Here is a 23,905-nt window from a genome sequence, read left to right as displayed (position 1 = left end):
AGCCGATCGAGACGAACGGAGAGACGAACATGAAGGGCATCGTCCAGCAGTACCTGGCCACCTGGAACGCGACCGGTGAGGAGCGGGCGGCGTTGCTCGCCGAGCACTGGTCGACCGAGGCGACCTACACGGATCCGCTGGCCGAGGTCCGCGGCCACGAGGGGATCACCGCGGTCGTCGACGGGGTCCAGGCGCAGTTCCCGGGGTTCGTGTTCACCCAGGTCGGTGAGGCCGACGCGCACCACCGCCAGGTGCGGTTCCAGTGGGGCCTGGGTCCGGAGGGAGCCGAGCCGCTGGTGATCGGGTTCGACGTCCTGGTGCTGGACGAGTCGGGCCGCATCCAGGACGTGCACGGCTTCCTGGACAAGGTGCCGGCATGACGGCGCCGCGCGGATACGTGGTGGGATACCTGCGGAACGTCGACCTCGGCCCGGAGATCGCGGAGTACATCGAGCGGATCGAGGCCACGATGGCACCGTACGGCGGTCGCTTCCTCGTGCACGGCGGACGGCTCGTCGAGCACGAGGGCACCTGGAACGGCGACATCGTGATCCTCGAGTTCCCCGACACGGCCCGTGCGCAGGAGTGGTACGAGTCGCCGGAGTACCAGGCGATCCTGCCGCTCCGCACGGAGCACGCGACCTCGATGGTCGCCCTGGTCGAGGGGGTGCCCGACGACTACCGCGCCAGCGACAAGATCGCGCAGCTGTTCCCGCTCCCGAGCTTTCCGGCGAGCTGAGCGCGGACCGGCGTCCGGCGCCCGGGCAGATGCTCGGCCGGTCGGGTCCCGCCGTGCGCCGTCAGCGGTCCCACGGGAACCATCCGTGTCCGACGTACCAGTGGCCGCCGGCCCGCAGCCGGTCGCCGACCGCCCGCTCCAGCGACGTCCGCCGGGGCAGGTCGGGGACCGGCAGGTCGGGGTCGCCGAAGACGAAGGCGACCGGCGTGGTGTCGGCCGGCTCCCGGTCGTCCCGGCCGGGCTGGAACCGCTCCTGGAACCGGATGATGTTGGAGTCCGCCGGGAGGTGTTGCCGCAGCTGCGGATCGAGCAGCCAGGAGTGGCAGGTCGCGACGACCGGCTTCTCGTCGGGGAAGTACCGGGCGAAGAACTCGCGGGCCCGGAGCACGGAACGGTCGCAGGCGGCCGGGGTGAGCGGTCCGAGGAAGTCGGGGATGTGCAGGTTCAGGCTGGGAGCGCCGGCGGCGACCGCGGTTCCGGCGCCGGTGATCGCCTGTGCCGTGCGGGTGCCGAGGCCCGCCCGCTCGTACTGCAGCCGTCCCAGCTGGTAGAGCGTGCCGCAGAAGTGGCGGGTGAGCCAGTGGGCCTGGCGGGCGCCCAGCCCGCCGCGGCCGTACCGTCTGCGGTGCAGTGCCATGCCGCGGCCGAGGTCGGTGAGCGTCATTCGGGTGATGTCGCTGGGGATGCCGAGTTCCCGGTGCGCGGCGCGCACGTGCGGCACCGCGACGAGGAAGGCGTACACGAGGAAGTACTCGCCGAGGGCGGCCGGGGCGTGGGCGGCCCGGTCCCCGAGCCCGGCCGGGTCGTCGACCTCCCGGACGACGCTGGTCACGTCCTCGGCGCACTCGTCCAGGAGCCGTCGTACGCCGGGATCGGCCGTCACGGTCCGCAGGCGCGCGGTCACCTCGTTGATGTCCTCGTGCGGCACGGCGAGGTCGAGGAGCAGGTCGGGCAGGTCGTCGGCGTCCGGCAGCACGCGGTCCCCCCTTTGGTGAACGTCCTCGTCGAAGAGTACGTTGCTGGGAGGAGTGGTGATCCGCGATGCGTACAGGCAGTGAACCGGTCACCGCGCGCAGTCCGCTGCGGGCGCGGTTGTGGCTGAGCGTGTGGGGAATCGTCTGGGCGGTCTTCGGCACGGCGGTGTTCGCGGTCGTCGGACGTCCCGGCTGGGCGGCGGCCTGCGGGGTGCTGTGGCTGGTGGCCACCGTCGACCTGGCCGTGATCGTCAGGCACCTGCGGCAGGGGCCGCACTACCAGCCGGGCCGTGACGTGCCTCCGTACCCGCCGGTGGACGCCCCGCCGTTGCGGCGCCCGCCGCGGCACCGGCACCCCTGAGCACGGGTCCGGCGCGGTCGGCGATGGGCGGCCGGCCGCCGTGACGAGCCGTGCGCGAGCCTCCGCTCACGTCCCGCCGTCGAACCGGGCCGCCTTCAGGTACTCCGGGTTCGGGTCCAGCGCGGCCGCCAGCCGGAAGTGTCGTATCGCGAGGTCGGCACGGCCCTGGCGTTCATAGGTGCGGGCGAGCGCGAAGTGGGCGAACGCGTTGTCCGGCTCCCGCTCCAGGACGATGGTGAACTCCAGCTCCGCCGGCCTCAGTTGCGCGGCGGCGAAGAACGCACGCGCGCGCAGCAGCCGGGCGGCGGTGTTCTCGGGGTGCGCGGCGATCACTCCGTCGAGGAGTTTCACCGCGCCCCGCGGGTCCCGTGCGTTGAGCAGCTGCTCGGCGGCACGGAAGTCGATCACATGCGTCTCCGGAGTACGTCCGGTCGAACCGCTGGTCTCGGGCACGGCAAAGTCCTTCCCTCGCTGAAGCGGTTCAACGCGCGGACGGGTGTCCGCTATTTCGTGGCCCGCTTCCCGCTAGCTCGAAGCCGCCTGCCGTGCGCGGCGCACGAGGTCCGCCCACACCTGCGCGACGCGCTGTCGCAGCGCGTCCAGGGGGACGTCGTTGTCGATGACGATGTCGGCGATGTCCAGACGCTTCTCCCGGGTCGCCTGCGCGGCCATGCGCGCGCGTGCGTCCTGCTCCGTCATGCCGCGCAGCCGGGTGAGCCGGTCGAGCTGGGTCTCCGGGGCGGCGTCCACGACCACCACGAGGTCGTAGAGCGCGGCGAGGCCGTTCTCCGCGAGGAGCGGGACGTCGTGGATCACCACCGCGTCGTCGTCGGCCGCCTGCTCCAGCTCCCGGGAGCGGGCCCCTACGAGCGGGTGCACGATCGAGTTGAGCACGGCGAGCCGCTCGGGGTCGGCGAAGACGATCGCGCCCAGCTTCGGCCGGTCCAGGCCCCCGTCGGCGGCCAGCACGTCCGGGCCGAAGGCCTCCACGACGGCCGTCAGACCGGGGGTGCCGGGCGCGACGACCTCACGCGCGATGCGGTCGGCGTCGATCAGGACGGCGCCGTGCTCGACCAGCAGCCGTGACACCTCGCTCTTGCCGGCGCCGATCCCGCCGGTGAGGCCAACTTTCAGCATGCCCCGAAGCTTAGGGCCTGCCACCGACACCGCCCTGGACAGGGCCCGGATCCGGGGAAGCCCTAGTTGTCGCCCTCCCGCTCCGCGAGGAAGCGTTCGAACTCCAGGCCGATCTCGTCCGCCGAGGGGATCTCCACCGGCTCGGCGAGCATGTTGCCCCGGGTCTCGGCACCCGCGGCCGCGTCGTACTGGTGCTCAAGCCCCTGCACGAGCGCCGTGAGCTCCTCGTCGCCCTCCTGGACCTGGCGTTCGATCTCCGTCTGCGTGCGGTGCGCGTCCGTGCGCAGGGCGTGGGCGATGCCCGGGAGCACGAGTCCGGTGGCGCCGGTGACGGCCTCCAGGACGGTCAGGGCGGCATCCGGGTAGGGCGAGCGGGCGATGTAGTGCGGGACGTGCGCGGCGACACCCAGGACGTCGTGGCCCGCCTCCATGAGGCGGTACTCGAGCAGCGCCTCGGCGCTGCCGGGCACCTGGGCCTCGTCGAAGGGGCTGCGGTGGCCGGGGACGAGGTCGGTGCGGTTGCCGTGCGGGGTGAGACCCACCGGGCGGGTGTGCGGCACGCCCATCGGGATGCCGTGGAAGTTCACCGACAGGCGCACGCCGAGCCGCTCCACGATCCCCCGCACGGCCGCGGCGAAACGCTCCCACTCGACGTCCGGCTCGGGGCCGGAGAGCAGCAGGAACGGCGCACCCGTGGCGTCCTGGACCAGGCGGACCTCGATGCCGGGCTCCTCGTAGTCGGTCCAGCGGTCCCGCTTGAAGGTCAGCAGCGGGCGACGCGCCCGGTAGTCCACGAGCCGGTCGTGGTCGAAGCGGGCGACGACCTGGTGGGGCAGCGAGTCGAGGATCCGGTCGACGATCTGGTCGCCGGTCTCGCCCGCGTCGATGTATCCGTCGAAGTGGTAGAGCATGACCAGACCGGCCGACTCCTGGGCGAGCGCCATGTCGACAACAGCCAGGCCCTTCGGCTCCCATGCGTACAAACCCTGCGGATCAAGCACTGTGACCGCTCCTCCTCGTGTTCGTACGTGACAACGCACCGTCCGACGCGGGCATTCCTGATCAGCCGGCCTCTCGTGGCCTTTTCACACCGGGGCAGCAGGGCAACTACCGGGGGCTGCCGGGAAGTTCCCGAAACGCACCTGTGCGACGGACGCCTCGACGGGCGCCCCGGAACACGCCGGAGGGCCCGCACCTCGAAAGGTGCGGGCCCTCGGTGAAGCGGCTGAGCCCCAGGGGGCCTGCGTCAGCTCTGGCCGCCGGCCAGCTTCTCGCGGAGCGCGGCGAGCGCCTCGTCCGAAGCGAGCGCGCCGGAGGTGTCCGCACCCTCGGAGGAGTACGAACCGCCACCCGCGGCCGGAGCGGCACCCGCGGCGTCGCCACCCTCGGCGGCGGCAGCGGCGTCGGCCTCGCGGCTCTTGATGACCTGCTGCTGGTGCTGCTCGAAGCGCTGCTGCGCCTCGGCGTACTGGTGCTCCCACGCCTCGCGCTGGGTCTCGTAGCCCTCGAGCCAGTCGTTGGTCTCGGGGTCGAAGCCCTCGGGGTAGATGTAGTTGCCCTGGTCGTCGTAGGACGCGGCCATGCCGTACAGGGTCGGGTCGAACTCGACCGTGGCCGGGTCGGCACCGAAGGCCTCGTTGGCCTGCTTCAGCGAGAGGCTGATGCGGCGGCGCTCGAGGTCGATGTCGATGACCTTGACGAAGATCTCGTCGTTGACCTGGACGACCTGCTCCGGGATCTCCACGTGGCGCTCGGCCAGCTCGGAGATGTGGACCAGACCCTCGATGCCCTCGTCCACGCGGACGAACGCACCGAACGGAACCAGCTTCGTGACCTTGCCGGGCACGACCTGGCCGATCTGGTGGGTGCGGGCGAACTGCTGCCACGGGTCTTCCTGGGTCGCCTTCAGCGACAGGGAGACACGCTCGCGGTCCATGTCGACGTCGAGGACCTCGACGGTGACCTCCTGGCCGACCTCGACGACCTCGGACGGGTGGTCGATGTGCTTCCAGGACAGCTCGGAGACGTGGACCAGACCGTCGACGCCACCCAGGTCCACGAAGGCACCGAAGTTGACGATCGAGGAGACCACACCGGAACGGACCTGACCCTTCTGGAGGGTCGTGAGGAACGTCTGGCGGACCTCGGACTGGGTCTGCTCCAGCCAGGCACGGCGGGACAGGACCACGTTGTTGCGGTTCTTGTCCAGCTCGATGATCTTCGCCTCGAGCTCCTTGCCCACGTAGGGCTGGAGGTCGCGGACGCGGCGCATCTCGACCAGGGAGGCCGGGAGGAAGCCACGGAGGCCGATGTCGAGGATGAGACCACCCTTGACGACCTCGATGACGGTACCGGTGACGATGCCGTCCTCTTCCTTGATCTTCTCGATGGTGCCCCAGGCACGCTCGTACTGGGCGCGCTTCTTCGAGAGGATCAGGCGGCCTTCCTTGTCCTCCTTCTGGAGGACCAGGGCCTCGATCTCGTCACCGACGGCGACGACCTCGTTCGGGTCGACGTCGTGCTTGATCGAGAGCTCTCGGCTCGGGATGACACCTTCGGTCTTGTAACCGATGTCGAGCAGGACCTCGTCCCGGTCGACCTTCACGATGACGCCGTCGACGATGTCGCCGTCGTTGAAGTACTTGATCGTCTCGTCGATCGCGGCGAGGAAGGCTTCCTCGTTACCGATGTCGTTGACCGCTACCTGCGGGGTGGTGGCGGTGGTCTCGGTGCTGCTCGTCATGTGGGAAAGGGCTCCGGTACGGACATTGAAGTCGTAGGTACTGCTTACGCCGGGAGCCCGTTTCGCTCTGATGAAGACCGGACAGCCAAGGAAGCGCCACACAAAACCGCTGGTGGCGCCTCGAAAACCGAGGGGACATACAACAGATGCGAGCGCAGCCTGCTACGTCTGAGGTGCGCAGGCCCGCAGCGCAACTTGTAGCATACGGGGGCAGCCGGACAGGGTCAATGCGCGAAGGCGCACACCCGGGGCGGATCGCCGCATACCCGGCACAAGAACCGTCCCGCGAGGCCACGCAGGTCCGGAAAACCTCTTCCGCGACGCCCCGCCGACGGGTTGCAGGGAAGAGTACGACGAGGGAGCCGATCATCCAAGAGCCCGATTCGTTCGACCTCGAACCGGAAGCCACCCGGCGGACCGCCGGGGCCGCCGAGAGCAGCAGGGCCAACCGGGGCTGGTGGGACCGCAACGCCGACGAGTACCAGATCGAGCACGGCACGTTCCTCGGCGACGACCGTTTCGTGTGGGGTCCGGAAGGCCTCGACGAGGTGGAGGCCGAGCTGCTCGGCCCGCCGGAGGAGCTGAAGGACAAGGACGTGCTGGAGATCGGCGCCGGCGCGGCCCAGTGCGCGCGCTGGCTGGCCGCCCAGGGCGCGCGGCCGGTCGCCCTGGACCTCTCGCACCGCCAGCTCCAGCACGCGCTGCGCATCGGCGGATCGTTTCCGCTCGTCTGCGCGGACGCGGCCGCGCTGCCCTTCGCGGACGCCTCCTTCGACCTGGCCTGCTCGGCGTACGGCGCGCTCCCGTTCGTCGCCGACCCGCATCGGGTGCTGCGCGAGGTGCACCGGGTGCTGCGCCCCGGCGGCCGTTTCGTCTTCTCGGTCACCCACCCGATCCGCTGGGCGTTCCCGGACGAGCCGGGACCCGAGGGCCTCACGGTCGCGAGCTCCTACTTCGACCGCACCCCGTACGTCGAGCAGGACGAGGACGGCCGCGCGGTGTACGTCGAGCACCACCGCACGCTCGGCGACCGCGTCCGCGACATCGTCTCCACGGGCTTCCGGCTCGTCGACCTGGTCGAGCCGGAGTGGCCGGCCTGGAACACCTCCGAATGGGGCGGCTGGTCCCCGCTGCGCGGCGGCCTCGTCCCGGGCACGGCGATCTTCGTGTGTGAGCGTGCGTGACGGAGCCCGCCGCGCAGCCGGGGCGCACGCGCGCGTGAAGGGCGGCCACGGGGGCGTACGACACTAGGGGCGTGATCCGTTACGACGCCCTGGACGCGCTGCCCGTACGACAGGTCCTGCCCGGTCTGGACGACGCACTGGCCGGGCACGGCACCGCCGTCCTGGTGGCGCCGCCCGGCACCGGAAAGACGACGCTGGTGCCACTGGCGCTGGCCGGTCTGCTGGACCGGGGACCGGCGCGGCGGGTGGTGGTGGCCGAACCGCGCCGGATCGCCGTCCGCGCGGCGGCCCGGCGGATGGCGTGGCTGCTGGGCGAGCAGGTCGGGCGGAGCGTCGGGTACACCGTGCGCGGCGAGCGGGTCGTCGGGCGCCACGCGCGCGTGGAGGTCGTCACGACCGGTGTGCTCCTGCAGCGCCTGCAACGCGACCAGGAGCTGTCCGGTGTCGACGTCGTCGTCCTCGACGAGTGCCACGAACGGCATCTGGACGCCGACACGGTGGCCGCCTTCCTCTGGGACGTACGGGAGACGCTGCGGCCGGAGCTGCGCCTGGTGGCAGCTTCGGCGACCACGGACGCCGAGGGCTGGGCCCGGCTGCTGGGCGGCGCGCCGGTGGTCGAGGCGCGCGGCGTCTCGTACCCCGTGGACGTGGTGTGGGCGCCGCCGGTCCGGCCGGTGCGGCCACCGCACGGGATGCGGGTCGACCCGGCGCTGCTGACGCATGTGGCGTCGGTGGTGCGGCGGGCGCTGGCCGAGCGGGACGGGGACGTGCTGTGCTTCCTGCCCGGTGTGGGCGAGATCGCGCGCGTGGCGGGGCACCTGGGCGACCTCGGGGACACCGAGATGCTCCAGGTGCACGGCAGGGCGCCGGCCTCGGTGCAGGACGCGGTGCTGGCGCCCGGGGAGCGGCGTCGGGTGGTGCTGGCGACGGCGGTCGCCGAGTCCTCGCTGACCGTCCCCGGGGTGCGGGTGGTCGTCGATGCGGGGCTCGCGCGGGAGCCGCGGGTCGACCACGCGCGCGGGCTGGGCGCCCTGGCGACGGTGCGGGCGTCCCGTGCGGCCGGGCGGCAGCGGGCGGGGCGGGCCGGGCGTGAGGCGCCGGGGGCGGTGTACCGCTGCTGGTCCGAGGCCGAGGACGCGCGTCTTACGGCCTTTCCGGCACCGGAGATCAAGGTGGCCGACCTGACCGCGTTCGCCCTTCAGGCGGCCTGCTGGGGCGATCCCGAGGCCACCGGGCTGGCCTTGCTGGATCCGCCGCCGGGCGGGGCGATGGCGGCGGCGCGGGCCCTGCTGACGGCGATCGGGGCGGTGGACCCCGCCGGGCGGGCCACGGAGCGGGGGGCACGGTTGGCCCGGCTGGGTCTGCACCCCCGGCTGGGGCGGGCCCTGGTGGACGGTGCCGCGGCGGTGGGGGCGGAGCCGGCCGCGGAGGTGGTGGCGCTGCTGAGCGAGGAGGTGCCCCGGGAGTACGGGGACGACCTCGCGGCCGCCCTGCGGCGCGCGCGACGCGGGGACGACGCCTACGCCGCGAGGTGGCGCGCGGAGGTCCGGCGCCTGCGGGGCACCTTCCCCGAACTCTCCCGCCCGGCGCACCACGCCTCATCCCCGAAGGACGACGCCGGGGGCGGGGAAGGGGGTTTCGGGGAGCATGTCGCCGGGCTCGTCGTCGCGCTTGCCTTTCCTGAGCGGGTCGCTCGGGGCGACGGTGGCTCTCATCTCATGGCCTCCGGGACCCGTGCCGAGGTCCGTGAGGGATCACCGCTGCGCTCCGCGCCCTGGCTCGCCGTCGCCGTGGCCGACCGGCCCGTGGGGAAGGGGCACGCGCGCGTGCAGCTCGCGGCTGCGGTGGACGAGGAGACCGCGCGCAGGGCGGCCGGTCCCCTGCTCGACACCCGGGACGAGGTCCGCTGGGCGGACGGGGACGTGGTCGCGCGGCGGGTGACCCGGCTCGGGGCGATCGAGCTGGCGGCGCGGCCGCTGCGGGACGCCGACCCCGCCCTGGTACGCGAGGCGCTGCTCGACGGGCTGCGGCAGGAGGGGCTCGGCCTGTTGCGGTGGACGGCGGACGGCGTCGCACTGCGGCAGCGGCTCGCGTTCCTCCGGCTGCGGGTCGGGGAGCCCTGGCCCGATGTCGGCGACGACACGCTGCACGCGCGCGTGGCCGAATGGCTGGAACCGGAGCTGAGCAGGGCCCGGCGGCGGGCCGATCTCGGGCGTGTCGACGCCGGGGAGGCGCTGCGGCGGCTGCTGCCGTGGGCGAGCGGGGAGGCGGGGCGGCTGGACGAGCTGGCACCGGAGCGGATCGTCGTACCCAGCGGGTCGCGGATCCGGGTCGATTACGGGAACCCGGAACAGCCGGTGCTCGCCGTGAAGTTGCAGGAGATGTTCGGGTTGCAGGAGTCGCCCGCCGTGGCCGGGGTGCCGGTGCTGGTGCATCTGCTGTCGCCGGCCGGGCGGCCCGCCGCCGTCACCGCCGACCTCGCCTCCTTCTGGCGGGACGGCTACAGGGGCGTACGGGCCGAACTGCGGGGGCGCTACCCGAAGCACCCCTGGCCCGAGGACCCCGCGGGCGCCGAACCCACCCGGCACACCAACGCGCGGCTCAGGCGCTGACCGGTTCGGGGACGTCGGCCGGGTTCGGCCGCGGGTCGGCGGGGCGGCGGCCGAGCGCCTCCAGGTACAGGGAGAGCGCGAGCAGCGCGAGGCCGAGGGTGAGGAAGCCCCAGGGGAGGTAGGAGGTCAGCAGCAGGACGATGGTGCGGTTGTGCTTGACCAGGGCGACCGTGTGCGCGACGTAGTCCTCGCGCATCTTCACGTCACCGGCGAAGGCGGTCACCTTGGCGCGGCCGCCGAGCAGGGTGCCGCCGCGCAGCTCCTCCTGATGGATCTCCTCGCCGTTGACGGGCGCGCCGGTGACGGGTTCCACCCAGAACTTGCGGACCGTGGTGTACCAGCGGGTGGTGCCGGTCCTGGCGACCGACTCGGGGGTGATGCCCTGCACCGGCATCTTCTTGGGCAGGGCGACCCGGGTCCACGGGATGGTCTGCTCGAAGTAGTAGACCTTGACGCCCCGGAAGGTCCGCGTGCCCTTGTAGTGGATGGGGTTGGTGGTGCGGGTCTGCGCGTCGAAGTACTCGTAGTCCCGTTTCTCCGTCAGGAAGGGCCACTTGAACTCGATGCCGTCCCGTTTCACCGGGTCGCCGTCGACCATCTCGCCGGTGGCGTGGACGGGTTCCTGGCTGTGGGCGTCGAAGATGTAGCGCTCGGGGATCTCGGAGACCATCTTGCCGTCGGGGCCCTGGACGTAGGACAGGCCGTCCCAGACGACGACGTCCCGTCCTGCCGTCTTCTCGATCCGCTGCGCGGCCGCCACGTCGCCCTTGAGGGTCTGCACGATGGTGACCCGGGGGACCTTCTTCGCCTTCATGGTGCCGTAGTCGAGGAGCGTGGCGTTCTTCGCCACCATGACCACGGCCTGGTACTGGTTCGCCGGGATCTTGGCCAGGCGCGGGAAGGCGTACCAGCGCAGCAGCGGGGACAGCGCCGCGAAGAACACGGCGCAGGCGAGCAGGACCAGACTGGCCGTGCGGCGCATCTCGGCCTCCCGGGGCGGCGGTTACGGGTGTGCGGGCACCGTCGTGAGCAGCGGCTCGGGGGACGTCTTTCCGGTCGGCGCTCCCATGGCACTGACGGTCGCCACCAGGACGACCGCGAGAACGAGGCCGGTCGCGGCGGCGATCAGGGCGCGCATGCGGGACCTCCCTGCGGACGTCTTCCTGATGGTTCGTCAGGTCCGGGCACGGTAGCAACGGGAGGACGAGATGAGAACACGTCGCACACGGCCGTACGACGACGAGGGCGCCGTCCCGCGTCGGCGGGAGGGCGCCCTCGTGGCCGTACGGCCGGGTCGGCGGATCAGGGCGTGGCGGGGGCGGACGGACTCGCCGAAGCCGAGGCGGAGGCCGACGCGGAGGCGGTCGGCGACGGGCTCGGCGAGGCGTCCGCCGCGGCCACCGTCAGTTCGACGGTGAGCGTCGCGCCGCCGGTGGTGGTGATGCGCAGCAGGAACGTGCCGGTGGTGTCGTCCGCGTACAGCTTGGGCAGCGTGAGCAGACCGTTCGCGTCCGTCTGGAGGCCCGTGAGGGTGCGTACGGCGTTGCCGTCGGCGTCCTTGAAGTAGGGGCCCTTGTCGTCGGTGCTCGGGTCGTCCGTGGACTTGATCAGTGTGGCGGTGGCGGCGACCTTGCCGGCGACGGCGCCCTTGTAGGTGGCCTTCACCTGGACCTGGTCGGCGAACTCGCCACCGGGGGTGCAGGTCAGCGCGGTGTCGCTGGTGCGGGCGAGGGTGTCCGCGGCACGCGCGGTGACGGTCGCGGCGTAGTCGACGCCCTTGACCGTACGGCCGACCACACTGGCGCGGACCGTGAAGTCGCCGGTCTTCTCGCCCGCCTGGAGCGCCGGCGCGACGGCGACGCCCTTGCTGTCGGTGACGACCGTGGCGGTGTTCTCGCCGCCGGTGAAGGTCGTGTCCGTGTCCCCGACGATGGTGAAGCGGACGCGCACCTTGGCGACGGCCTGGCCCACCTTGGTCTCCGCGCGCGTGCTGATCCTCTTGGCGAACGCCTCACCGGCCGTCGCGGTGAGTTTGGCGGTGCCCGCGTCCTCCAGGTGGTCCACGCTGTCGGTGGCCGTGGGCGGCAGGCTCGGGGGCGTGCTCGGGGTGCCCGGGGTGGGCTCGCCGGGGTGCGGCGTGGAGGTCCCCGGCGTACTGGGCGCACTGGGCGACGGGGAGGTGGTCGCGCCGCCCGAGCCACCCGAGCCGGAGCCCGAACCGGATCCGGAGCCCGAACCGGAGCCGCTGCGGTGGGAGGGCACGGTGCCGGTGCCGTTCGGGACCGAGTGGGTGCCCTTGCGGTAGAACTCGTACCAGGACAGGACCAGGTTCAGGTAGTCCTGCGAGTTGTTGTAGCTGAGGATCGCGCTGTTCATGTCGGCCTGGACGGACAGGTCCCAGCCGTTGCGGCACAGGTAGTGCCCGGCGGCGAGCGCCGCGTCGTAGACGTTGTTCGGGTCCTTGAGGCCGTCGCCGTTGCCGTCGCGGCCCGCCCACGCCCAGGTCGACGGGATGAACTGCATCGGACCGACGGCCTGGTCGTACTGGCTGTTGCCGTCGTACTTGCCGCCGTCGGTGTCCTTGATGAGCGCGAAGCCGTTGCCGTCGAGTTCGGGGCCGAGGATCCGGTGCAGCGTGTTGCCCTCGGCGTCGACGTCACCGCCGCGGGCCTGGCCGGACTCCACCTTGCCGATGGCGGCGAGCAGTTGCCAGGGCAGGTTGCAGCCGGGCTTGGAGGCGCGCAGTTCCGCCTCTGCCTTCTGGTAGGCGTCCAGGACCGTGGCGGGTATGCCGGCCTCGGCCGCGCCCTGGGAGACGGCGGTGCCGATGCTCGACGAGGAGGCGGTCGGACTGGCGCTGGGGTTGGGGCTGTTCAGCGGCGGCAGGTCCGTGTAGTAGGGCGAGTTGCCGGTGGCGCCGCCGGCCGCACCGCCGTCCCCGGCAGCGGAGGTGCTGGCGCCGGCGTTGGCCTGTCTGCCCGTGTCCGCGTTCGTGACACCGGGAGCCTGGGACGCGGACAGAGCCGCCACCGCCAACGCGGCCGCGGCGGTCGTCGCCGCTCCCTTGCGCAGCCGCCTGCCGAATTGCGCCGCCATAGTGGTGAACCCCTCCCCTGGACGCCTTCTGGGCGTCCGTCTCCGTCTGTCTGCTCGCCCTGGTGTGACGATGGACCCGGTGCTGTGGTTGCCCCCGTTGCCTCTTTCGTGTGGTGAGGTCGTGCACCCGGCCGTACGCGCCCCGGGCTGCGACCCAGGCGACCCTACGACAACTTGCTTTCCGCCGACACCCGCCGGTGCCCGGTTTTCACCAGTTGGCCATCCGCCGTTGAACGGCGGTGGTGTCACGGATACTTGTCGTAAGCGATCACTGTTCGGCGCTCCGGCCGACGACTGCTCCAGGGGGACCGGTGCCGTTCACTCTCAGCCACGCCGCCGCCGTGCTGCCCGCCGTGCGCGGTGACGGGACCGGCCGCGGGCGGCTGGTGCCGGCGGTGCTGGTCGCGGGGTCGTTCGCCCCCGATCTCACCTTCTACGCGGCGAGCGCGGTGCCGGACGCGATGGCGTTCGGCGGCTTCACGCACTCCTTCACCGGAGTCCTCACCGTGGACGTGCTGTTCTCCTGGGCGCTGGTGGTGCTGTGGCTGCTGGTGCGGGAGCCGCTGGTGGCGCTCCTCCCCCGGGGTCGGCAGGGGCGGCTCTCGGCCCTGCTGCGCTGCGGTGCGCCACGCGCGCGTGCCGGGCTGCGGCTGACGGCCCGGTGGTACGTCTGCGCCGTGCTCGGCGGTCTCACCCATGTCATCTGGGACGCGTTCACGCACCACGACCGCTGGGGCAGCCGGCTCGTCCCCGCGATCGGCCGGAACGTCGCGGGAGTACCGCTGTACACCCTGCTCCAGTACGGCAGTTCGGCGGTGGGGGCGGCCGTCCTCGCCGTGTTCCTGGTGCGCGCGGTACGGCGGGCGCCGGACGGGGAGCCGGTGGGGGTGCCGCAGCTTTCGGTACGGGACCGGTGGTGGGCCGGGGCCGCGCTGGCGGGCTGCGCCCTGCTGGCGGCGGTGCAGCGGGCGACGCGGTGGTGGGAGTACTGGGGGTCCACGGCGAAGCCCTGGGAGCTGCTGCCGACCGTGCTGTTCGGAGCGGGCGCGGGGCTGCTGCTGGGGGTGGTCGGATACGCGGTGGCCGTCAGGGTGTGGCGTCCGGTTCCGGTGGCCGAGGTGCGGCGGAGCCGGGCCGCCGTTCGATGAGGGTGGCCACGAACACGGTCATGGTGCGGGGGCGGCGCGGGCCGGGGAGCGCGGTGAGGACCAGCGCGAGGTAGCCGCGGCCGAGGTCGAGCCACTGACGCGGGCCGGGACGGGCGCGGAGCCGCCGGCGGAGGCGGGTGACCGCGCGGCGCGCGGTGGCGGCGAGGTCGGCGGGGATGCGGGCGGAGCTGGCGTCGGCCGCCTGGGCCGGGGCCGACGGAACTGCCGTGACCTGCGCCGCGGCGGAGCGGGCCTTGGCCGGGGGCTTGCTCTGGGGCGTCCGGCGGTGAACCATGCGTATACCCATGGCCGCATCCTTGCCGGTGGCGATGGCGGGGGCGTTCTGGCGGGGTCCAGGTGAGTGACGGGCCCCGCGGGCCCGGAGAGCCGGGGCGACGGCACTGGGCCCGCCACCCCCTGGCCCGCCTCCTCCTGGCCCGTCGCCCCCTTGCCCGTCGCCCCCTTGCCTGCCTCTTCCTGGCCCGCCTCCTCCTGGCCCGCCTCTTCCTGGCCCGCGGCGGCCGGCTGAGCGCCGGCCACCGCGCCAGCCACCGCGGCGGCCCAGTGGGGACGGAACTCAGTGTGCTGCCGACTCCCAGTCCGGGCCGACGCCCACCGACACGTCCAGCGGGGCCCTGAGGCGGACCGCGTCGGTCATCTGGGCGCGCAGGAGGGACTCGACCTCGGCGCGCTCGCCGGGGGCGATCTCCAGAACGATTTCGTCGTGTACCTGGAGGAGCATGCGGGACCTCAGGTCCGCCTCGCGCAGAGCGCCGTCCACCCGGAGCATGGCGATCTTCACGATGTCCGCCGCCGTGCCCTGGATGGGCGCGTTGAGGGCCATCCGCTCGGCGGCCTCCCGGCGCTGGCGGTTGTCGCTGTTGAGGTCGGGGAGGTAGCGGCGGCGGCCGAACAGGGTCGCCGTGTAGCCGGTGGCCCGGGCCTCGTCGACCACACGGCGCAGGTAGTCGCGCACCCCGCCGAACCGCTCGAAGTACGTGTCCATCAGGGCCCTGGCCTCGCCCGCGTCGATGTTCAGCTGCTGGGAGAGGCCGAAGGCCGACAGACCGTACGCGAGGCCGTAGGACATCGCCTTGATCTTGCGGCGCATCTCCGCGTCGACGGCCGAGCGGTCGACGTCGAACACCTGGGAGGCGACCGTGTTGTGCAGGTCCTCCCCGGAGGTGAAGGCCTCGATCAGACCCTCGTCCTCGGAGAGGTGGGCCATCACGCGCAGCTCGATCTGGCTGTAGTCGGCGGTCATGAGCGACTCGTAGCCCTCGCCGACCACGAAGCCGCGGCGGATCGCGCGGCCCTCGTCCGTTCGGACCGGGATGTTCTGGAGGTTCGGGTCCGTGGAGGAGAGCCGGCCGGTCGCGGCGACGGTCTGGTTGAAGGTGGTGTGGATACGGCCGTCGGCGGCGACGGTCTTGATCAAGCCCTCGACCGTGACCCGCAGCTTGGCCTGCTCTCGGTGCCGGAGCATGATCACCGGCAGTTCGTTCTCGGTCTGGCCGGCGAGCCAGGCGAGCGCGTCCGCGTCGGTGGTGTAGCCGGTCTTGGTCTTCTTCGTCTTCGGGAGCGCCAGCTCGCCGAAGAGGACCTCCTGGAGCTGCTTGGGCGAGCCCAGGTTGAACTCGTGCCCGGCGGCCGCGTGCGCCTCCTTCACGGCCTGCTGCACCGCGCCCGCGAACATCTGCTCCATCGCCTCCAGGTGCGGGCGGTCGGCCGCGATGCCGTGCCGCTCCATGCGGGCGAGGAGGATCGAGGTGGGCAGTTCCATGTCGCGCAGCAGGTCCGCGGCGCCGACCTCCTCCAGCAGGCCCTCGAAGGCCTCGCCGAGGTCGAGGATCGCGCGGGCCTGGATCATCAGGGCCTCGGCCTCGGCACCGTCGTCCGCGCCGAAGGCCAGCTGACCGTCGGCCGCCGCGGCGGGGGCCAGCTCGCGGTGCAGGTACTCCAGGGACAGCGCGTCCAGGTCGAAGGAGCGACGGCCGGGCTTGACCAGGTACGCGGCGAGCGCGGTGTCCATGGTGACGCCTTCGATGCGCCAGCCGTGCTCGGCGAAGACCCGCATCGCCCCCTTGGCGTTGTGGAAGACCTTGGGCCTGCCGGCGTCGGCGAGCCAGGCCGCCCACGCGTTCTCGTCGGACTCGTCGAGCTGGGCGGGGTCGAACCAGGCCGCCGGGCCGCCTCCGGTGGCGAGGGCGACCTCGGCGACCGAGCCGGCGCCGAGGGCCCAGGCGTCGAGGGTGGCGACGCCCAGTGGGCCGGTGCCGTGCTCGGCGAGCCAGCCGGCGAGTTCGCCGGTGCCGAGGACGGTGGCGTCGACCTCCACGCCCGCCTCGGCGACCGGGGTGGACTCGGCCTGCTCCGCGCCGGGGTCGACGGCGTAGAGCCGCTCGCGCAGCGAGGGGTTGCGGATCTCCAGGGTGTCCAGGATCATCGCGACGCTCTTGCGGTCGTACGGCGCGCGCTCCAGGTCGGCGACCGACTTCGGCAGCTCCACGCCGCGCTCCAGCTCGGTGAGCCGGCGGTTCAGCTTGACCGACTCCAGGTGGTCGCGGAGGTTCTGACCGGCCTTGCCCTTGACCTCGTCGACGCGTTCGACCAGGTCGGCGAAGGAACCGAACTGGTTGATCCACTTCGCCGCGGTCTTCTCGCCGACGCCGGGGATGCCGGGCAGGTTGTCGGACGGGTCGCCGCGCAGGGCCGCGAAGTCGGGGTACTGGGCGGGCGTCAAGCCGTACTTCTCGAAAACCTTCTCCGGGGTGAACCGGGTCAGCTCGGAGACGCCCTTGGTGGGATAGAGGACCGTGGTGTGCTCGGTGACCAGCTGGAAGGAGTCTCGGTCGCCGGTGACGATGAGGACCTCGTAGCCCTCGGCCTCGGCCTGGGTGGCGAGGGTGGCGATGATGTCGTCGGCCTCGAAGCCCTCGACGGCGAAGCGCTGCGCGTGCATGGCGTCGAGCAGCTCGCCGATCAGCTCGACCTGGCCCTTGAACTCGTCCGGGGTCTTCGAGCGGTTCGCCTTGTACTCGGTGAACTCCGCCGAGCGCCAGGTCTTGCGGGAGACGTCGAACGCCACCGCGAAGTGCGTGGGCGCCTCGTCACGCAGGGTGTTGGCCAGCATCGACGCGAAGCCGTAGATCGCGTTCGTCGGCTGGCCCGTCGCGGTCGTGAAGTTCTCCGCGGGCAGCGCGAAGAACGCGCGGTACGCCAGCGAGTGCCCGTCCATGAGCATCAGCCGGGGACGGGTGCCGCCGGGGGTCTTGTCGGTCTTCTTCGATGCTGTCTCTGCCACGCCCCCGATCCTGCCACGCCGCACTGACAGGCAGGGCGGCGAGGAGACGGGAGCCGGCCGGTGAGGGGACGGGAGCCGCCCGGTGCCCGTCCTCGATGGCTGTCGGTGGCCCGTGCGAGGATCTGGTGTGCAGGGCAGTGGTGCCGGCATAGAGGAGAGCGTGCGATGGCGACGAAGCCGCCCCAGGGGGATCCCGTTCAGGACGCGCCGCGGGTCGCGGAGCCCAAGCACGCGGCCGCGGGGCTGCCCGCCGTCGGGCACACGCTGCGCATCGCCCAGCAGCAGATGGGTGTGAGGCGTACCGCACTGACGCTGCTGCGGGTCAACCAGAAGGACGGCTTCGACTGCCCGGGCTGTGCCTGGCCGGAGCCGGAGCACCGGCACACCGCCGAGTTCTGCGAGAACGGCGCGAAGGCGGTCGCCGAGGAGGCCACCCTGCGGCGGGTGACGCCCGAGTTCTTCGCCGCGCACAGCCTCACGGACCTGCACGGCCGCAGTGGCTACTGGCTGGGTCAGCAGGGCCGGCTCACGCACCCCATGTACCTGGCGGAGGGCGCCGAGCACTACGAGCCGGTCAGCTGGGAGCGGGCCTTCGACATCATCGGCGCGGAGATCGCCGCCCTCGGCTCACCCGACGAGGCCGTCTTCTACACCTCGGGCCGGACCAGCAACGAGGCCGCGTTCCTGTACCAGCTCTTCGCGCGCGAGCTCGGCACCAACAACCTGCCGGACTGCTCCAACATGTGCCACGAGTCGTCGGGCTCGGCACTGAGCGAGACGATCGGCATCGGCAAGGGCAGTGTCCTGCTGGAGGACCTCCACCGGGCCGACCTGATCATCGTCGCCGGGCAGAACCCGGGGACGAACCACCCCCGGATGCTCTCCGCCCTGGAGAAGGCCAAGGCCGGCGGCGCGCGGATCATCAGCGTCAATCCGCTCCCGGAGGCCGGTCTGGAGCGGTTCAAGAACCCGCAGACCCCCCAGGGGATGCTCCGGGGCGCCGCGCTCACCGACCTGTTCCTGCAGATCCGCATCGGTGGCGACCAGGCCCTGTTCCGCCTCCTCAACAAACTGGTCCTGGAGACGGACGGCGCGGTCGACGAGGAGTTCGTACGCGAGTACACCTCCGGGTTCGAGGAGTTCGCGAAGGCCGCCCGCGCCGCCGACTGGGACGAGACGCTGGCGGCGACCGGGCTGTCCCGCGCGGAGATCGAGGAAGCGCTGCGCATGGTGCTCGCCTCGAAGCGCACCATCGTGTGCTGGGCGATGGGCCTCACCCAGCACAAGCACTCGGTGCCGACCATCCGCGAGGTCGTCAACTTCCTCCTCCTGCGCGGCAACATCGGCCGCCCCGGCGCGGGCGTCTGCCCGGTCCGCGGTCACTCGAACGTGCAGGGCGACCGCACGATGGGCATCTTCGAACGCCCCGCCCCCGCGTTCCTGGACGCCCTGGAGAAGGAGTTCGGCTTCGCGCCCCCGCGCGAGCACGGTTTCGACGTCGTGCGGGCCATCCGCGCGCTGCGCGACGGCCAGGCGAAGGTCTTCTTCGCGATGGGCGGCAACTTCGTCTCCGCCACCCCCGACACGGACGTCACCGAGGCGGCCATGCGGCGCGCGCGGCTGACGGTGCACGTGTCGACGAAGCTCAACCGCTCGCATGTCGTCACCGGCGCGCGGGCGCTGATCCTGCCGACGCTCGGCCGCACCGAACGCGACCTGCAGGCCGGCGGCGAGCAGTTCGTGACCGTGGAGGACTCCATGGGCATGGTGCACGCCTCGCGCGGCCGGCTGGAGCCCGCGAGCCCGCACCTGCTGTCGGAGCCTGCGATCGTGTGCCGGCTGGCCCGCCGGGTGCTCGGGGCGGACAGCCGCACGCCCTGGGAGGAGTTCGAGAAGGACTACGCGACGATCCGCGACCGCATCGCGCGCGTGATCCCCGGCTTCCAGGACTTCAACGCGCGCGTGGCGCACCCGGGCGGCTTCGCCCTCCCGCACGCCCCGCGCGACGAACGGCGGTTCCCGACGGCCACCGGCAAGGCGAACTTCACGGCGGCCCCCGTCGAGTTCCCCGAACTGCCCGAGGGCCGCCTGCTGTTGCAGACCCTGCGCTCGCACGACCAGTACAACACCACGATCTACGGCCTGGACGACCGCTACCGGGGGATCAGGAACGGCCGCCGGGTGGTCCTGGTGAACCCGCAGGACGCGCGGCGGCTGGGGGTCGCCGACGGGTCGTACGTGGACCTGGTGAGCGAGTGGAAGGACGGCGTGGAGCGCCGGGCGCCGGGCTTCCGGGTCGTGCACTACCCGACCGCGCGCAACTGCGCGGCGGCGTACTACCCCGAGACCAACGTGCTGGTGCCGCTCGACGCCACCGCGGACACCAGCAACACCCCGGCCAGCAAGTCGGTCGTGATCCGTCTGGAACAATCGGCGACCGACTGAGCGTTTGCTCAGCGGAGAGAGACAGCCGTACGACGATCGGAGCCGGCCCCATGGGCGAGCAGCAGCACGTGAAGTTCCCGCAGGAGGTCATCGACGAGTACGCCTCGCTCGGCGTCGACCTGCCGGCCCTGTTCTCCGCGGGGCACCTCGGCACCCGGATGGGCGTGCAGATCGTCGAGGCCTCCGCGGACCGCGTCGTCGGCACCATGCCGGTGGAGGGCAACACCCAGCCGTACGGGCTGCTGCACGGCGGGGCCAGCGCGGTGCTGGCGGAGACCCTGGGCTCGGTCGGGTCGATGCTGCACGGCGGCAGCTCGAAGATCGCGGTCGGCGTCGACCTGAACTGCACGCACCACCGGGGCGCCCGCTCCGGCCTGGTCACCGGCGTGGCCACGCCGGTGCACCGGGGACGCTCCACGGCCACGTACGAGATCGTGATCAGCGACGAGGAGGGCCGCCGGGTGTGCACCGCCCGGCTGACCTGTCTGCTGCGTGACCTGGAGGGCTCGGCGCTGCCCTCCGCCGCCCAGGGCTGACCCACCGGCGGCGCATCCATTGCTCCCCGCCGTCGGCGCCCGTAACGTCGGCGCATGGGACGGCGAGGAGGCCCCCTGACGGGGGTGACCGCACTGGGGATCGGGCTCGCGCTGCTGACGGCCTGCGGCGCCGCCACGGCGCCCACGGCCGCGCGGCACACTCCGGCCGGTTCTCCGTCGACGGCGGTCTCGGACGCGGCCCTGTGCGCCAGGATCGTCGCGCACTGGTCGCGCGAGGCGCTCGACAACGGCACCTACGGCGACTACCAGTCGATGGGACTGTCCAACGGGCAGTACGAGATCCTCCGGGACGTCGTGGACGCCGCGCGGCAGGTGGCACGGCGTCAAGGCGCCGCCGCCGCGGACCGCTTGATTGACCGTCGGTCACGGTCCGCCTGCGCCGACCGGTACCGCCACGGCGCGCCGGGCGGAGGTCCCTGGCGATGAGCGGGACGAGCGGCATCGGTCCCGTCGAACCCGGTGACGGCACCCATGCCTGGGACGCCCCCGGGGCGGCCGCGCCCGCTCCCGCGCGCCCCGCCCGCCGTCGCGCCACCCTCCTCCTCGGCACCGCGGCGGTGCTCCTCGCGGGCGGCGGCTACCTCGTCGCGACCCGCCCGCATCGGCCGCCGCCGCCCGAAGTCCCCTACCCCGCGCAGACGGTGGCGTTCTCGTTCGTGGGCGGCCGGTCCACACCACCGGGTGCGCCACCCCGCAGCTTCAGCTTCGCGGTACGGATGACCGTCATGGACGGGCCGCCGGTCACCGTGCCCCGGATGACGCAGCCCTACGCCGGCCTCACGCTGTCCGAGGCGCCACGCGCCCCCTTCCGGACAACACCGGGCTCACCCCGAGAGATCACGATCACCATGCATGTGACCGATTGCGGAACAGTTCCGAAGGATGCCGGACTTCCTTTCCTGGACGTAACTCTACGTAATACACGCGCAATACAGGTACAGAGTTTCATCCTGGGATCCCGCTACGCACAGCATCTCTCACACGCCCTGAAAGTCGCCTGCAGCAACAGTTAGCGACGGCGTGGAGTAACCACCAAAAGGCTTGAGACTCCTGATCCCATCGCGGCGGGTCCTGCGGGTTCTCACCATGCGGACGGGGCGAATCGGCTGGAATTCCTCCGTTCTCCGCACGGTGTACCGCTCTGCATTACCTCGTGTCATAACAAGAGCGTCACAGCATCGGCCAGACCCTCCTACACGTTCCCTACACCCGCCTAGAGTCACGGCCAGTCACGGCGCCGTCGGATTCTCTCTTCGGCCGGTCGCCCGACTCGACCGTTTCCACGGGGATGCGGTTGTTCAGGGGAAAGGACTGATCGTGCGTCAACGTTCGCTCATCGCCATCACCGCCGCACTGGCAGCGGGAGCACTCACCCTCACCGCCTGCGGTTCGCGAGACAGCGGCGACAAGGGCTCCGACTCCGGCAACGGCGGCACCACCGTCACCATCGGCGTCGACGCCCCGCTGACCGGCGACCTGTCCGCGCTCGGCCTGGGCATCAAGAACTCGGTCGACCTGGCGGTCAACCAGGCCAACAAGAAGAACTACGTCAAGGGCGTCACGTTCAAGATCGCGGCCAAGGACGACCAGGCACAGCCGTCCTCCGGCCAGGCGAACGCCACCGCGTTCGTCGGTGACAGCAGCGTCTACGGCGTGGTCGGCCCGCTGAACTCCTCCGTGGCCCAGTCGATGCAGAAGGTCTTCGACGACGCCAAGCTGGTCGAGGTCTCGCCGGCCAACACCAACCCGGCGCTGACCCAGGGCGACAACTGGCAGACGTCGAAGTCGCGTCCGTACAAGTCGTACTTCCGTACCGCGACCACGGACGCCATCCAGGGCCCGTACGCCGCGCAGTACGTGTACAACACGGCGAAGCTGACCAAGGCCTTCATCATCGACGACAAGAAGACCTACGGCGCGGGCCTCGCCGCCACCTTCACCGGGGAGTTCAAGAAGCTCGGCGGCAAGGTGGTCGGCACCGAGCACATCAACCCCGACTCCAAGGACTACTCCGCGGTCGTCACCAAGGTGAAGAACTCGGGCGCCACCGTGGTCTACTACGGCGGCGAGTACCCGCAGGCCGGTCCGCTGAGCAAGCAGCTCAAGGCCGCCGGCGCCAAGGTCCCGCTGGTCGGCGGTGACGGCATCTACGCCGACGACTACCTCAAGCTGGCGGGCTCCGCCGCCACCGGCGATCTGGCCACTTCGGTCGGCGCCCCGGTCGAGACCCTGGCCTCCGCCAAGGAGTTCGTCGCCAACTACAAGGCGGCCGGCTACAAGGAGGCCTACGGCGCCTACGGCGGCTACTCCTACGACTCGGCCTGGTCGATCATCGAGGCCGTGAAGAAGGTCGTCGACGACAACGGCGGCAAGCTGCCGTCCGACGCCCGCGCGAAGATCACCGCCGCGGTCCAGAACGTCTCCTTCGACGGTGTGACCGGCAAGGTCTCCTTCGACGAGTTCGGTGACGCGACCAACAAGCAGCTCACCGTCTACAAGGTCGACGGCGGGGCCTGGAAGGCTGCCACCTCGGGCACGTTCACGCCGAGCAGCTGACCCACACCCGCACGCAGCACCGAGCCGCGCGGGGCGCTGTTCCACTGGCGCCCCGCGCGGACTCGCATCCGACCTCATTCGTCGAACTTTCCGAACGTCTCGGAGGACATGCGGTGAACGAACTGCCGCAGCAGCTGGTCAACGGCCTGCTACTGGGATCCATGTACGGGCTGGTCGCCATCGGCTACACGATGGTCTATGGCATCGTCCAGCTCATCAACTTCGCCCACGGCGAGATCTTCATGACCGGCGCCTTCGGCGCGCTCACGGTCTACGCGTACGTACTGCCGGACGGCACCTCGATGTGGATAGCCCTCCCGCTGATGCTGGTGGGCGCCATCATCGTCGCCGTCCTGGTCGCCGTCGGAGCGGAACGGTTCGCCTACCGCCCCCTGCGCACCGCCCCGCGTCTCGCCCCGCTCATCACCGCCATCGGCCTCTCCCTGGCCCTGCAACAGGCGGTGTGGGCCTGGTACCCCGAGGCCAAGTCCGCCCGTACCTTCCCCACCATCCCGGGCGGCCCCTTCACCATCGGCAACGTCACGATCCAGACCGGTGACATCTTCCTGGTGGTCGTGGCCCCGCTCAGCATGGCCTTCCTCGCCTACTTCGTGATGCGCACCCGCACCGGCCGCGGTATGCAGGCGACCGCCCAGGATCCGGACACCGCGAAGCTGATGGGCGTCAACACCGACCGCATCATCGTGATCGCGTTCGCCCTCGGTGCCGCCTTCGCCGCCGTCGGCGGCGTCGCCTACGGCCTCAAATACGGCCAGATCGACTTCAAGATGGGCTTCCTGCTCGGCCTGAAGGCCTTCACCGCGGCCGTCCTCGGCGGTATCGGCAACATCTACGGCGCCATGCTCGGTGGCCTCGTCCTCGGCGTCGCCGAGGCCCTGTCGACCGCCTACATCTCGGACATCCCCGGCATGGGCCAGTTCGGCAGCCAGTCCTGGGCCGATGTCTGGGCGTTCGTACTCCTCATCCTCGTACTGCTGTTCAGGCCACAGGGTCTGCTCGGCGAACGCGTCGCGGACAGGGCGTGACAC

Annotated in this window: 22 protein-coding genes; 12 read left to right on the top strand and 10 right to left on the bottom strand. The window is 71.7% G+C overall.

The features are described 5' to 3' along the window. The first annotated feature begins 29 nt into the window (after positions 1-29). Together AB0G52_RS13815 and AB0G52_RS13810 are read left to right on the top strand one after the other, a co-directional pair. On the top strand, positions 30-380 hold the full coding sequence (locus tag AB0G52_RS13815; protein ID WP_132886166.1) for a nuclear transport factor 2 family protein: 351 nt from the start codon (positions 30-32) through the stop codon (positions 378-380). After that, the gene (locus AB0G52_RS13810) at positions 377-739 is read left to right on the top strand and encodes a DUF1330 domain-containing protein (RefSeq protein ID WP_361336457.1); all 363 of its coding nucleotides are present in this window, start codon (positions 377-379) and stop codon (positions 737-739) included. The genes AB0G52_RS13815 and AB0G52_RS13810 overlap by 4 nt, the downstream gene beginning before the upstream one ends. A gap of 61 nt (positions 740-800) precedes the next feature. On the opposite strand, the gene AB0G52_RS13805 is transcribed toward AB0G52_RS13810, so the two are convergent. Further along, on the bottom strand, positions 801-1,715 hold the full coding sequence (locus tag AB0G52_RS13805; RefSeq protein ID WP_361336455.1) for an acyltransferase domain-containing protein: 915 nt from the start codon (positions 1,713-1,715) through the stop codon (positions 801-803). 65 nt (positions 1,716-1,780) lie between these two features. Between AB0G52_RS13805 and AB0G52_RS13800 the strand changes: the two genes are divergently transcribed. Then, positions 1,781-2,074, top strand: coding sequence for a DUF6343 family protein (locus tag AB0G52_RS13800; RefSeq protein WP_132886169.1), 294 nt, complete (start codon positions 1,781-1,783; stop codon positions 2,072-2,074). A gap of 66 nt (positions 2,075-2,140) precedes the next feature. On the opposite strand, the gene AB0G52_RS13795 is transcribed toward AB0G52_RS13800, so the two are convergent. The 4 genes from AB0G52_RS13795 to rpsA form a co-directional block, all read right to left on the bottom strand. After that, positions 2,141-2,527: a tetratricopeptide repeat protein gene (locus AB0G52_RS13795; protein ID WP_132886170.1), complete on the bottom strand. Its 387-nt coding sequence runs from the start codon at positions 2,525-2,527 to the stop codon at positions 2,141-2,143. A 72-nt stretch (positions 2,528-2,599) separates the two neighbouring features. After that, positions 2,600-3,211, bottom strand: a complete 612-nt coding sequence (coaE, locus tag AB0G52_RS13790) for a dephospho-CoA kinase (protein ID WP_132886171.1) — start codon at positions 3,209-3,211, stop codon at positions 2,600-2,602. Between the two features lie 62 nt (positions 3,212-3,273). Continuing rightward, positions 3,274-4,212 (bottom strand): PAC2 family protein, encoded by a 939-nt coding sequence (locus tag AB0G52_RS13785; RefSeq protein ID WP_132886172.1) that lies wholly within the window; start codon positions 4,210-4,212, stop codon positions 3,274-3,276. 245 nt (positions 4,213-4,457) lie between these two features. Next, on the bottom strand, positions 4,458-5,954 hold the full coding sequence (rpsA, locus tag AB0G52_RS13780; protein ID WP_046729628.1) for a 30S ribosomal protein S1: 1,497 nt from the start codon (positions 5,952-5,954) through the stop codon (positions 4,458-4,460). A gap of 227 nt (positions 5,955-6,181) precedes the next feature. Between rpsA and AB0G52_RS13775 the strand changes: the two genes are divergently transcribed. Together AB0G52_RS13775 and hrpB are read left to right on the top strand one after the other, a co-directional pair. Beyond that, complete coding sequence (locus tag AB0G52_RS13775; RefSeq protein WP_361336451.1) at positions 6,182-7,138, top strand: class I SAM-dependent methyltransferase; 957 nt, start codon at positions 6,182-6,184, stop codon at positions 7,136-7,138. A 71-nt stretch (positions 7,139-7,209) separates the two neighbouring features. After that, positions 7,210-9,750, top strand: a complete 2,541-nt coding sequence (hrpB, locus tag AB0G52_RS13770; RefSeq protein ID WP_361336449.1) for an ATP-dependent helicase HrpB — start codon at positions 7,210-7,212, stop codon at positions 9,748-9,750. Here the strand turns inward: hrpB and AB0G52_RS13765 are convergent. The 3 genes from AB0G52_RS13765 to AB0G52_RS13755 form a co-directional block, all read right to left on the bottom strand. Continuing rightward, on the bottom strand, positions 9,740-10,732 hold the full coding sequence (locus tag AB0G52_RS13765) for a DUF3068 domain-containing protein (protein WP_361336447.1): 993 nt from the start codon (positions 10,730-10,732) through the stop codon (positions 9,740-9,742). The two genes, hrpB and AB0G52_RS13765, sit on opposite strands and share 11 nt — an antisense overlap. A gap of 21 nt (positions 10,733-10,753) precedes the next feature. After that, entirely contained in the window at positions 10,754-10,888 is a 135-nt protein-coding gene (locus tag AB0G52_RS13760) for an SPW_0924 family protein (protein WP_132886175.1), read from the bottom strand. A gap of 164 nt (positions 10,889-11,052) precedes the next feature. Next, a complete protein-coding gene (locus AB0G52_RS13755; RefSeq protein WP_361336445.1) occupies positions 11,053-12,846 on the bottom strand; it encodes a lytic transglycosylase domain-containing protein in 1,794 nt (597 codons plus the stop codon). Positions 12,847-13,157: 311 nt separating this feature from the next. Between AB0G52_RS13755 and AB0G52_RS13750 the strand changes: the two genes are divergently transcribed. After that, on the top strand, positions 13,158-13,994 hold the full coding sequence (locus AB0G52_RS13750; protein ID WP_361336443.1) for a DUF4184 family protein: 837 nt from the start codon (positions 13,158-13,160) through the stop codon (positions 13,992-13,994). On the opposite strand, the gene AB0G52_RS13745 is transcribed toward AB0G52_RS13750, so the two are convergent. Continuing rightward, positions 13,933-14,301, bottom strand: coding sequence for a hypothetical protein (locus AB0G52_RS13745; protein WP_361336441.1), 369 nt, complete (start codon positions 14,299-14,301; stop codon positions 13,933-13,935). The genes AB0G52_RS13750 and AB0G52_RS13745 overlap by 62 nt on opposite strands. 270 nt (positions 14,302-14,571) lie before the next feature. Next, complete coding sequence (gene polA, locus AB0G52_RS13740; protein WP_132886178.1) at positions 14,572-17,298, bottom strand: DNA polymerase I; 2,727 nt, start codon at positions 17,296-17,298, stop codon at positions 14,572-14,574. 165 nt (positions 17,299-17,463) lie between these two features. Between polA and AB0G52_RS13735 the strand changes: the two genes are divergently transcribed. The 6 genes from AB0G52_RS13735 (at position 17,464) to AB0G52_RS13710 (ending at position 23,902) form a co-directional block, all read left to right on the top strand. Continuing rightward, positions 17,464-19,743: an FdhF/YdeP family oxidoreductase gene (locus tag AB0G52_RS13735; RefSeq protein ID WP_132886179.1), complete on the top strand. Its 2,280-nt coding sequence runs from the start codon at positions 17,464-17,466 to the stop codon at positions 19,741-19,743. A gap of 50 nt (positions 19,744-19,793) precedes the next feature. Beyond that, on the top strand, positions 19,794-20,279 hold the full coding sequence (locus AB0G52_RS13730) for a hotdog fold thioesterase (RefSeq protein WP_132886180.1): 486 nt from the start codon (positions 19,794-19,796) through the stop codon (positions 20,277-20,279). Between the two features lie 54 nt (positions 20,280-20,333). After that, complete coding sequence (locus AB0G52_RS13725) at positions 20,334-20,726, top strand: hypothetical protein (protein WP_132886181.1); 393 nt, start codon at positions 20,334-20,336, stop codon at positions 20,724-20,726. Beyond that, positions 20,723-21,313, top strand: a complete 591-nt coding sequence (locus AB0G52_RS13720; RefSeq protein WP_132886182.1) for a Tat pathway signal sequence domain protein — start codon at positions 20,723-20,725, stop codon at positions 21,311-21,313. Before AB0G52_RS13725 ends, AB0G52_RS13720 begins: the two co-directional genes overlap by 4 nt. 304 nt (positions 21,314-21,617) lie before the next feature. Then, positions 21,618-22,856 (top strand): branched-chain amino acid ABC transporter substrate-binding protein, encoded by a 1,239-nt coding sequence (locus AB0G52_RS13715; protein WP_132886183.1) that lies wholly within the window; start codon positions 21,618-21,620, stop codon positions 22,854-22,856. 113 nt (positions 22,857-22,969) lie between these two features. Beyond that, positions 22,970-23,902 carry a branched-chain amino acid ABC transporter permease gene (locus AB0G52_RS13710; protein ID WP_132886184.1) on the top strand — a complete coding sequence of 311 codons (933 nt, stop codon included), beginning with the start codon at positions 22,970-22,972 and terminating at the stop codon, positions 23,900-23,902. Positions 23,903-23,905: the final 3 nt, after the last annotated feature.

Origin of the sequence: Streptomyces sp. NPDC021562, from assembly GCF_040640875.1 — a bacterium.
Lineage (GTDB): Bacteria > Actinomycetota > Actinomycetes > Streptomycetales > Streptomycetaceae > Streptomyces.
The sequence above is the reverse complement of the archived record's forward strand: the minus strand, read 5'-3'. Positions and strand labels throughout refer to the sequence as shown.

What these genes read in the sequence shown, in the direction of transcription:
- AB0G52_RS13775 (WP_361336451.1), top strand. Translation starts at nt 6,182, where the DNA reads ATGCGCGAAGGCGCACACCCGGGGCGGATCGCCGCATACCCGGCACAA.
- AB0G52_RS13720 (WP_132886182.1), top strand. Translation starts at nt 20,723, where the DNA reads ATGAGCGGGACGAGCGGCATCGGTCCCGTCGAACCCGGTGACGGCACC.
- AB0G52_RS13765 (WP_361336447.1), bottom strand. Translation starts at nt 10,732, where the DNA reads ATGCGCCGCACGGCCAGTCTGGTCCTGCTCGCCTGCGCCGTGTTCTTC.
- AB0G52_RS13810 (WP_361336457.1), top strand. Translation starts at nt 377, where the DNA reads ATGACGGCGCCGCGCGGATACGTGGTGGGATACCTGCGGAACGTCGAC.
- AB0G52_RS13730 (WP_132886180.1), top strand. Translation starts at nt 19,794, where the DNA reads ATGGGCGAGCAGCAGCACGTGAAGTTCCCGCAGGAGGTCATCGACGAG.
- coaE (WP_132886171.1), bottom strand. Translation starts at nt 3,211, where the DNA reads ATGCTGAAAGTTGGCCTCACCGGCGGGATCGGCGCCGGCAAGAGCGAG.
- AB0G52_RS13735 (WP_132886179.1), top strand. Translation starts at nt 17,464, where the DNA reads ATGGCGACGAAGCCGCCCCAGGGGGATCCCGTTCAGGACGCGCCGCGG.
- AB0G52_RS13815 (WP_132886166.1), top strand. Translation starts at nt 30, where the DNA reads ATGAAGGGCATCGTCCAGCAGTACCTGGCCACCTGGAACGCGACCGGT.
- rpsA (WP_046729628.1), bottom strand. Translation starts at nt 5,954, where the DNA reads ATGACGAGCAGCACCGAGACCACCGCCACCACCCCGCAGGTAGCGGTC.
- AB0G52_RS13725 (WP_132886181.1), top strand. Translation starts at nt 20,334, where the DNA reads ATGGGACGGCGAGGAGGCCCCCTGACGGGGGTGACCGCACTGGGGATC.
- AB0G52_RS13800 (WP_132886169.1), top strand. Translation starts at nt 1,781, where the DNA reads ATGCGTACAGGCAGTGAACCGGTCACCGCGCGCAGTCCGCTGCGGGCG.
- AB0G52_RS13760 (WP_132886175.1), bottom strand. Translation starts at nt 10,888, where the DNA reads ATGCGCGCCCTGATCGCCGCCGCGACCGGCCTCGTTCTCGCGGTCGTC.
- AB0G52_RS13745 (WP_361336441.1), bottom strand. Translation starts at nt 14,301, where the DNA reads ATGGGTATACGCATGGTTCACCGCCGGACGCCCCAGAGCAAGCCCCCG.
- AB0G52_RS13755 (WP_361336445.1), bottom strand. Translation starts at nt 12,846, where the DNA reads ATGGCGGCGCAATTCGGCAGGCGGCTGCGCAAGGGAGCGGCGACGACC.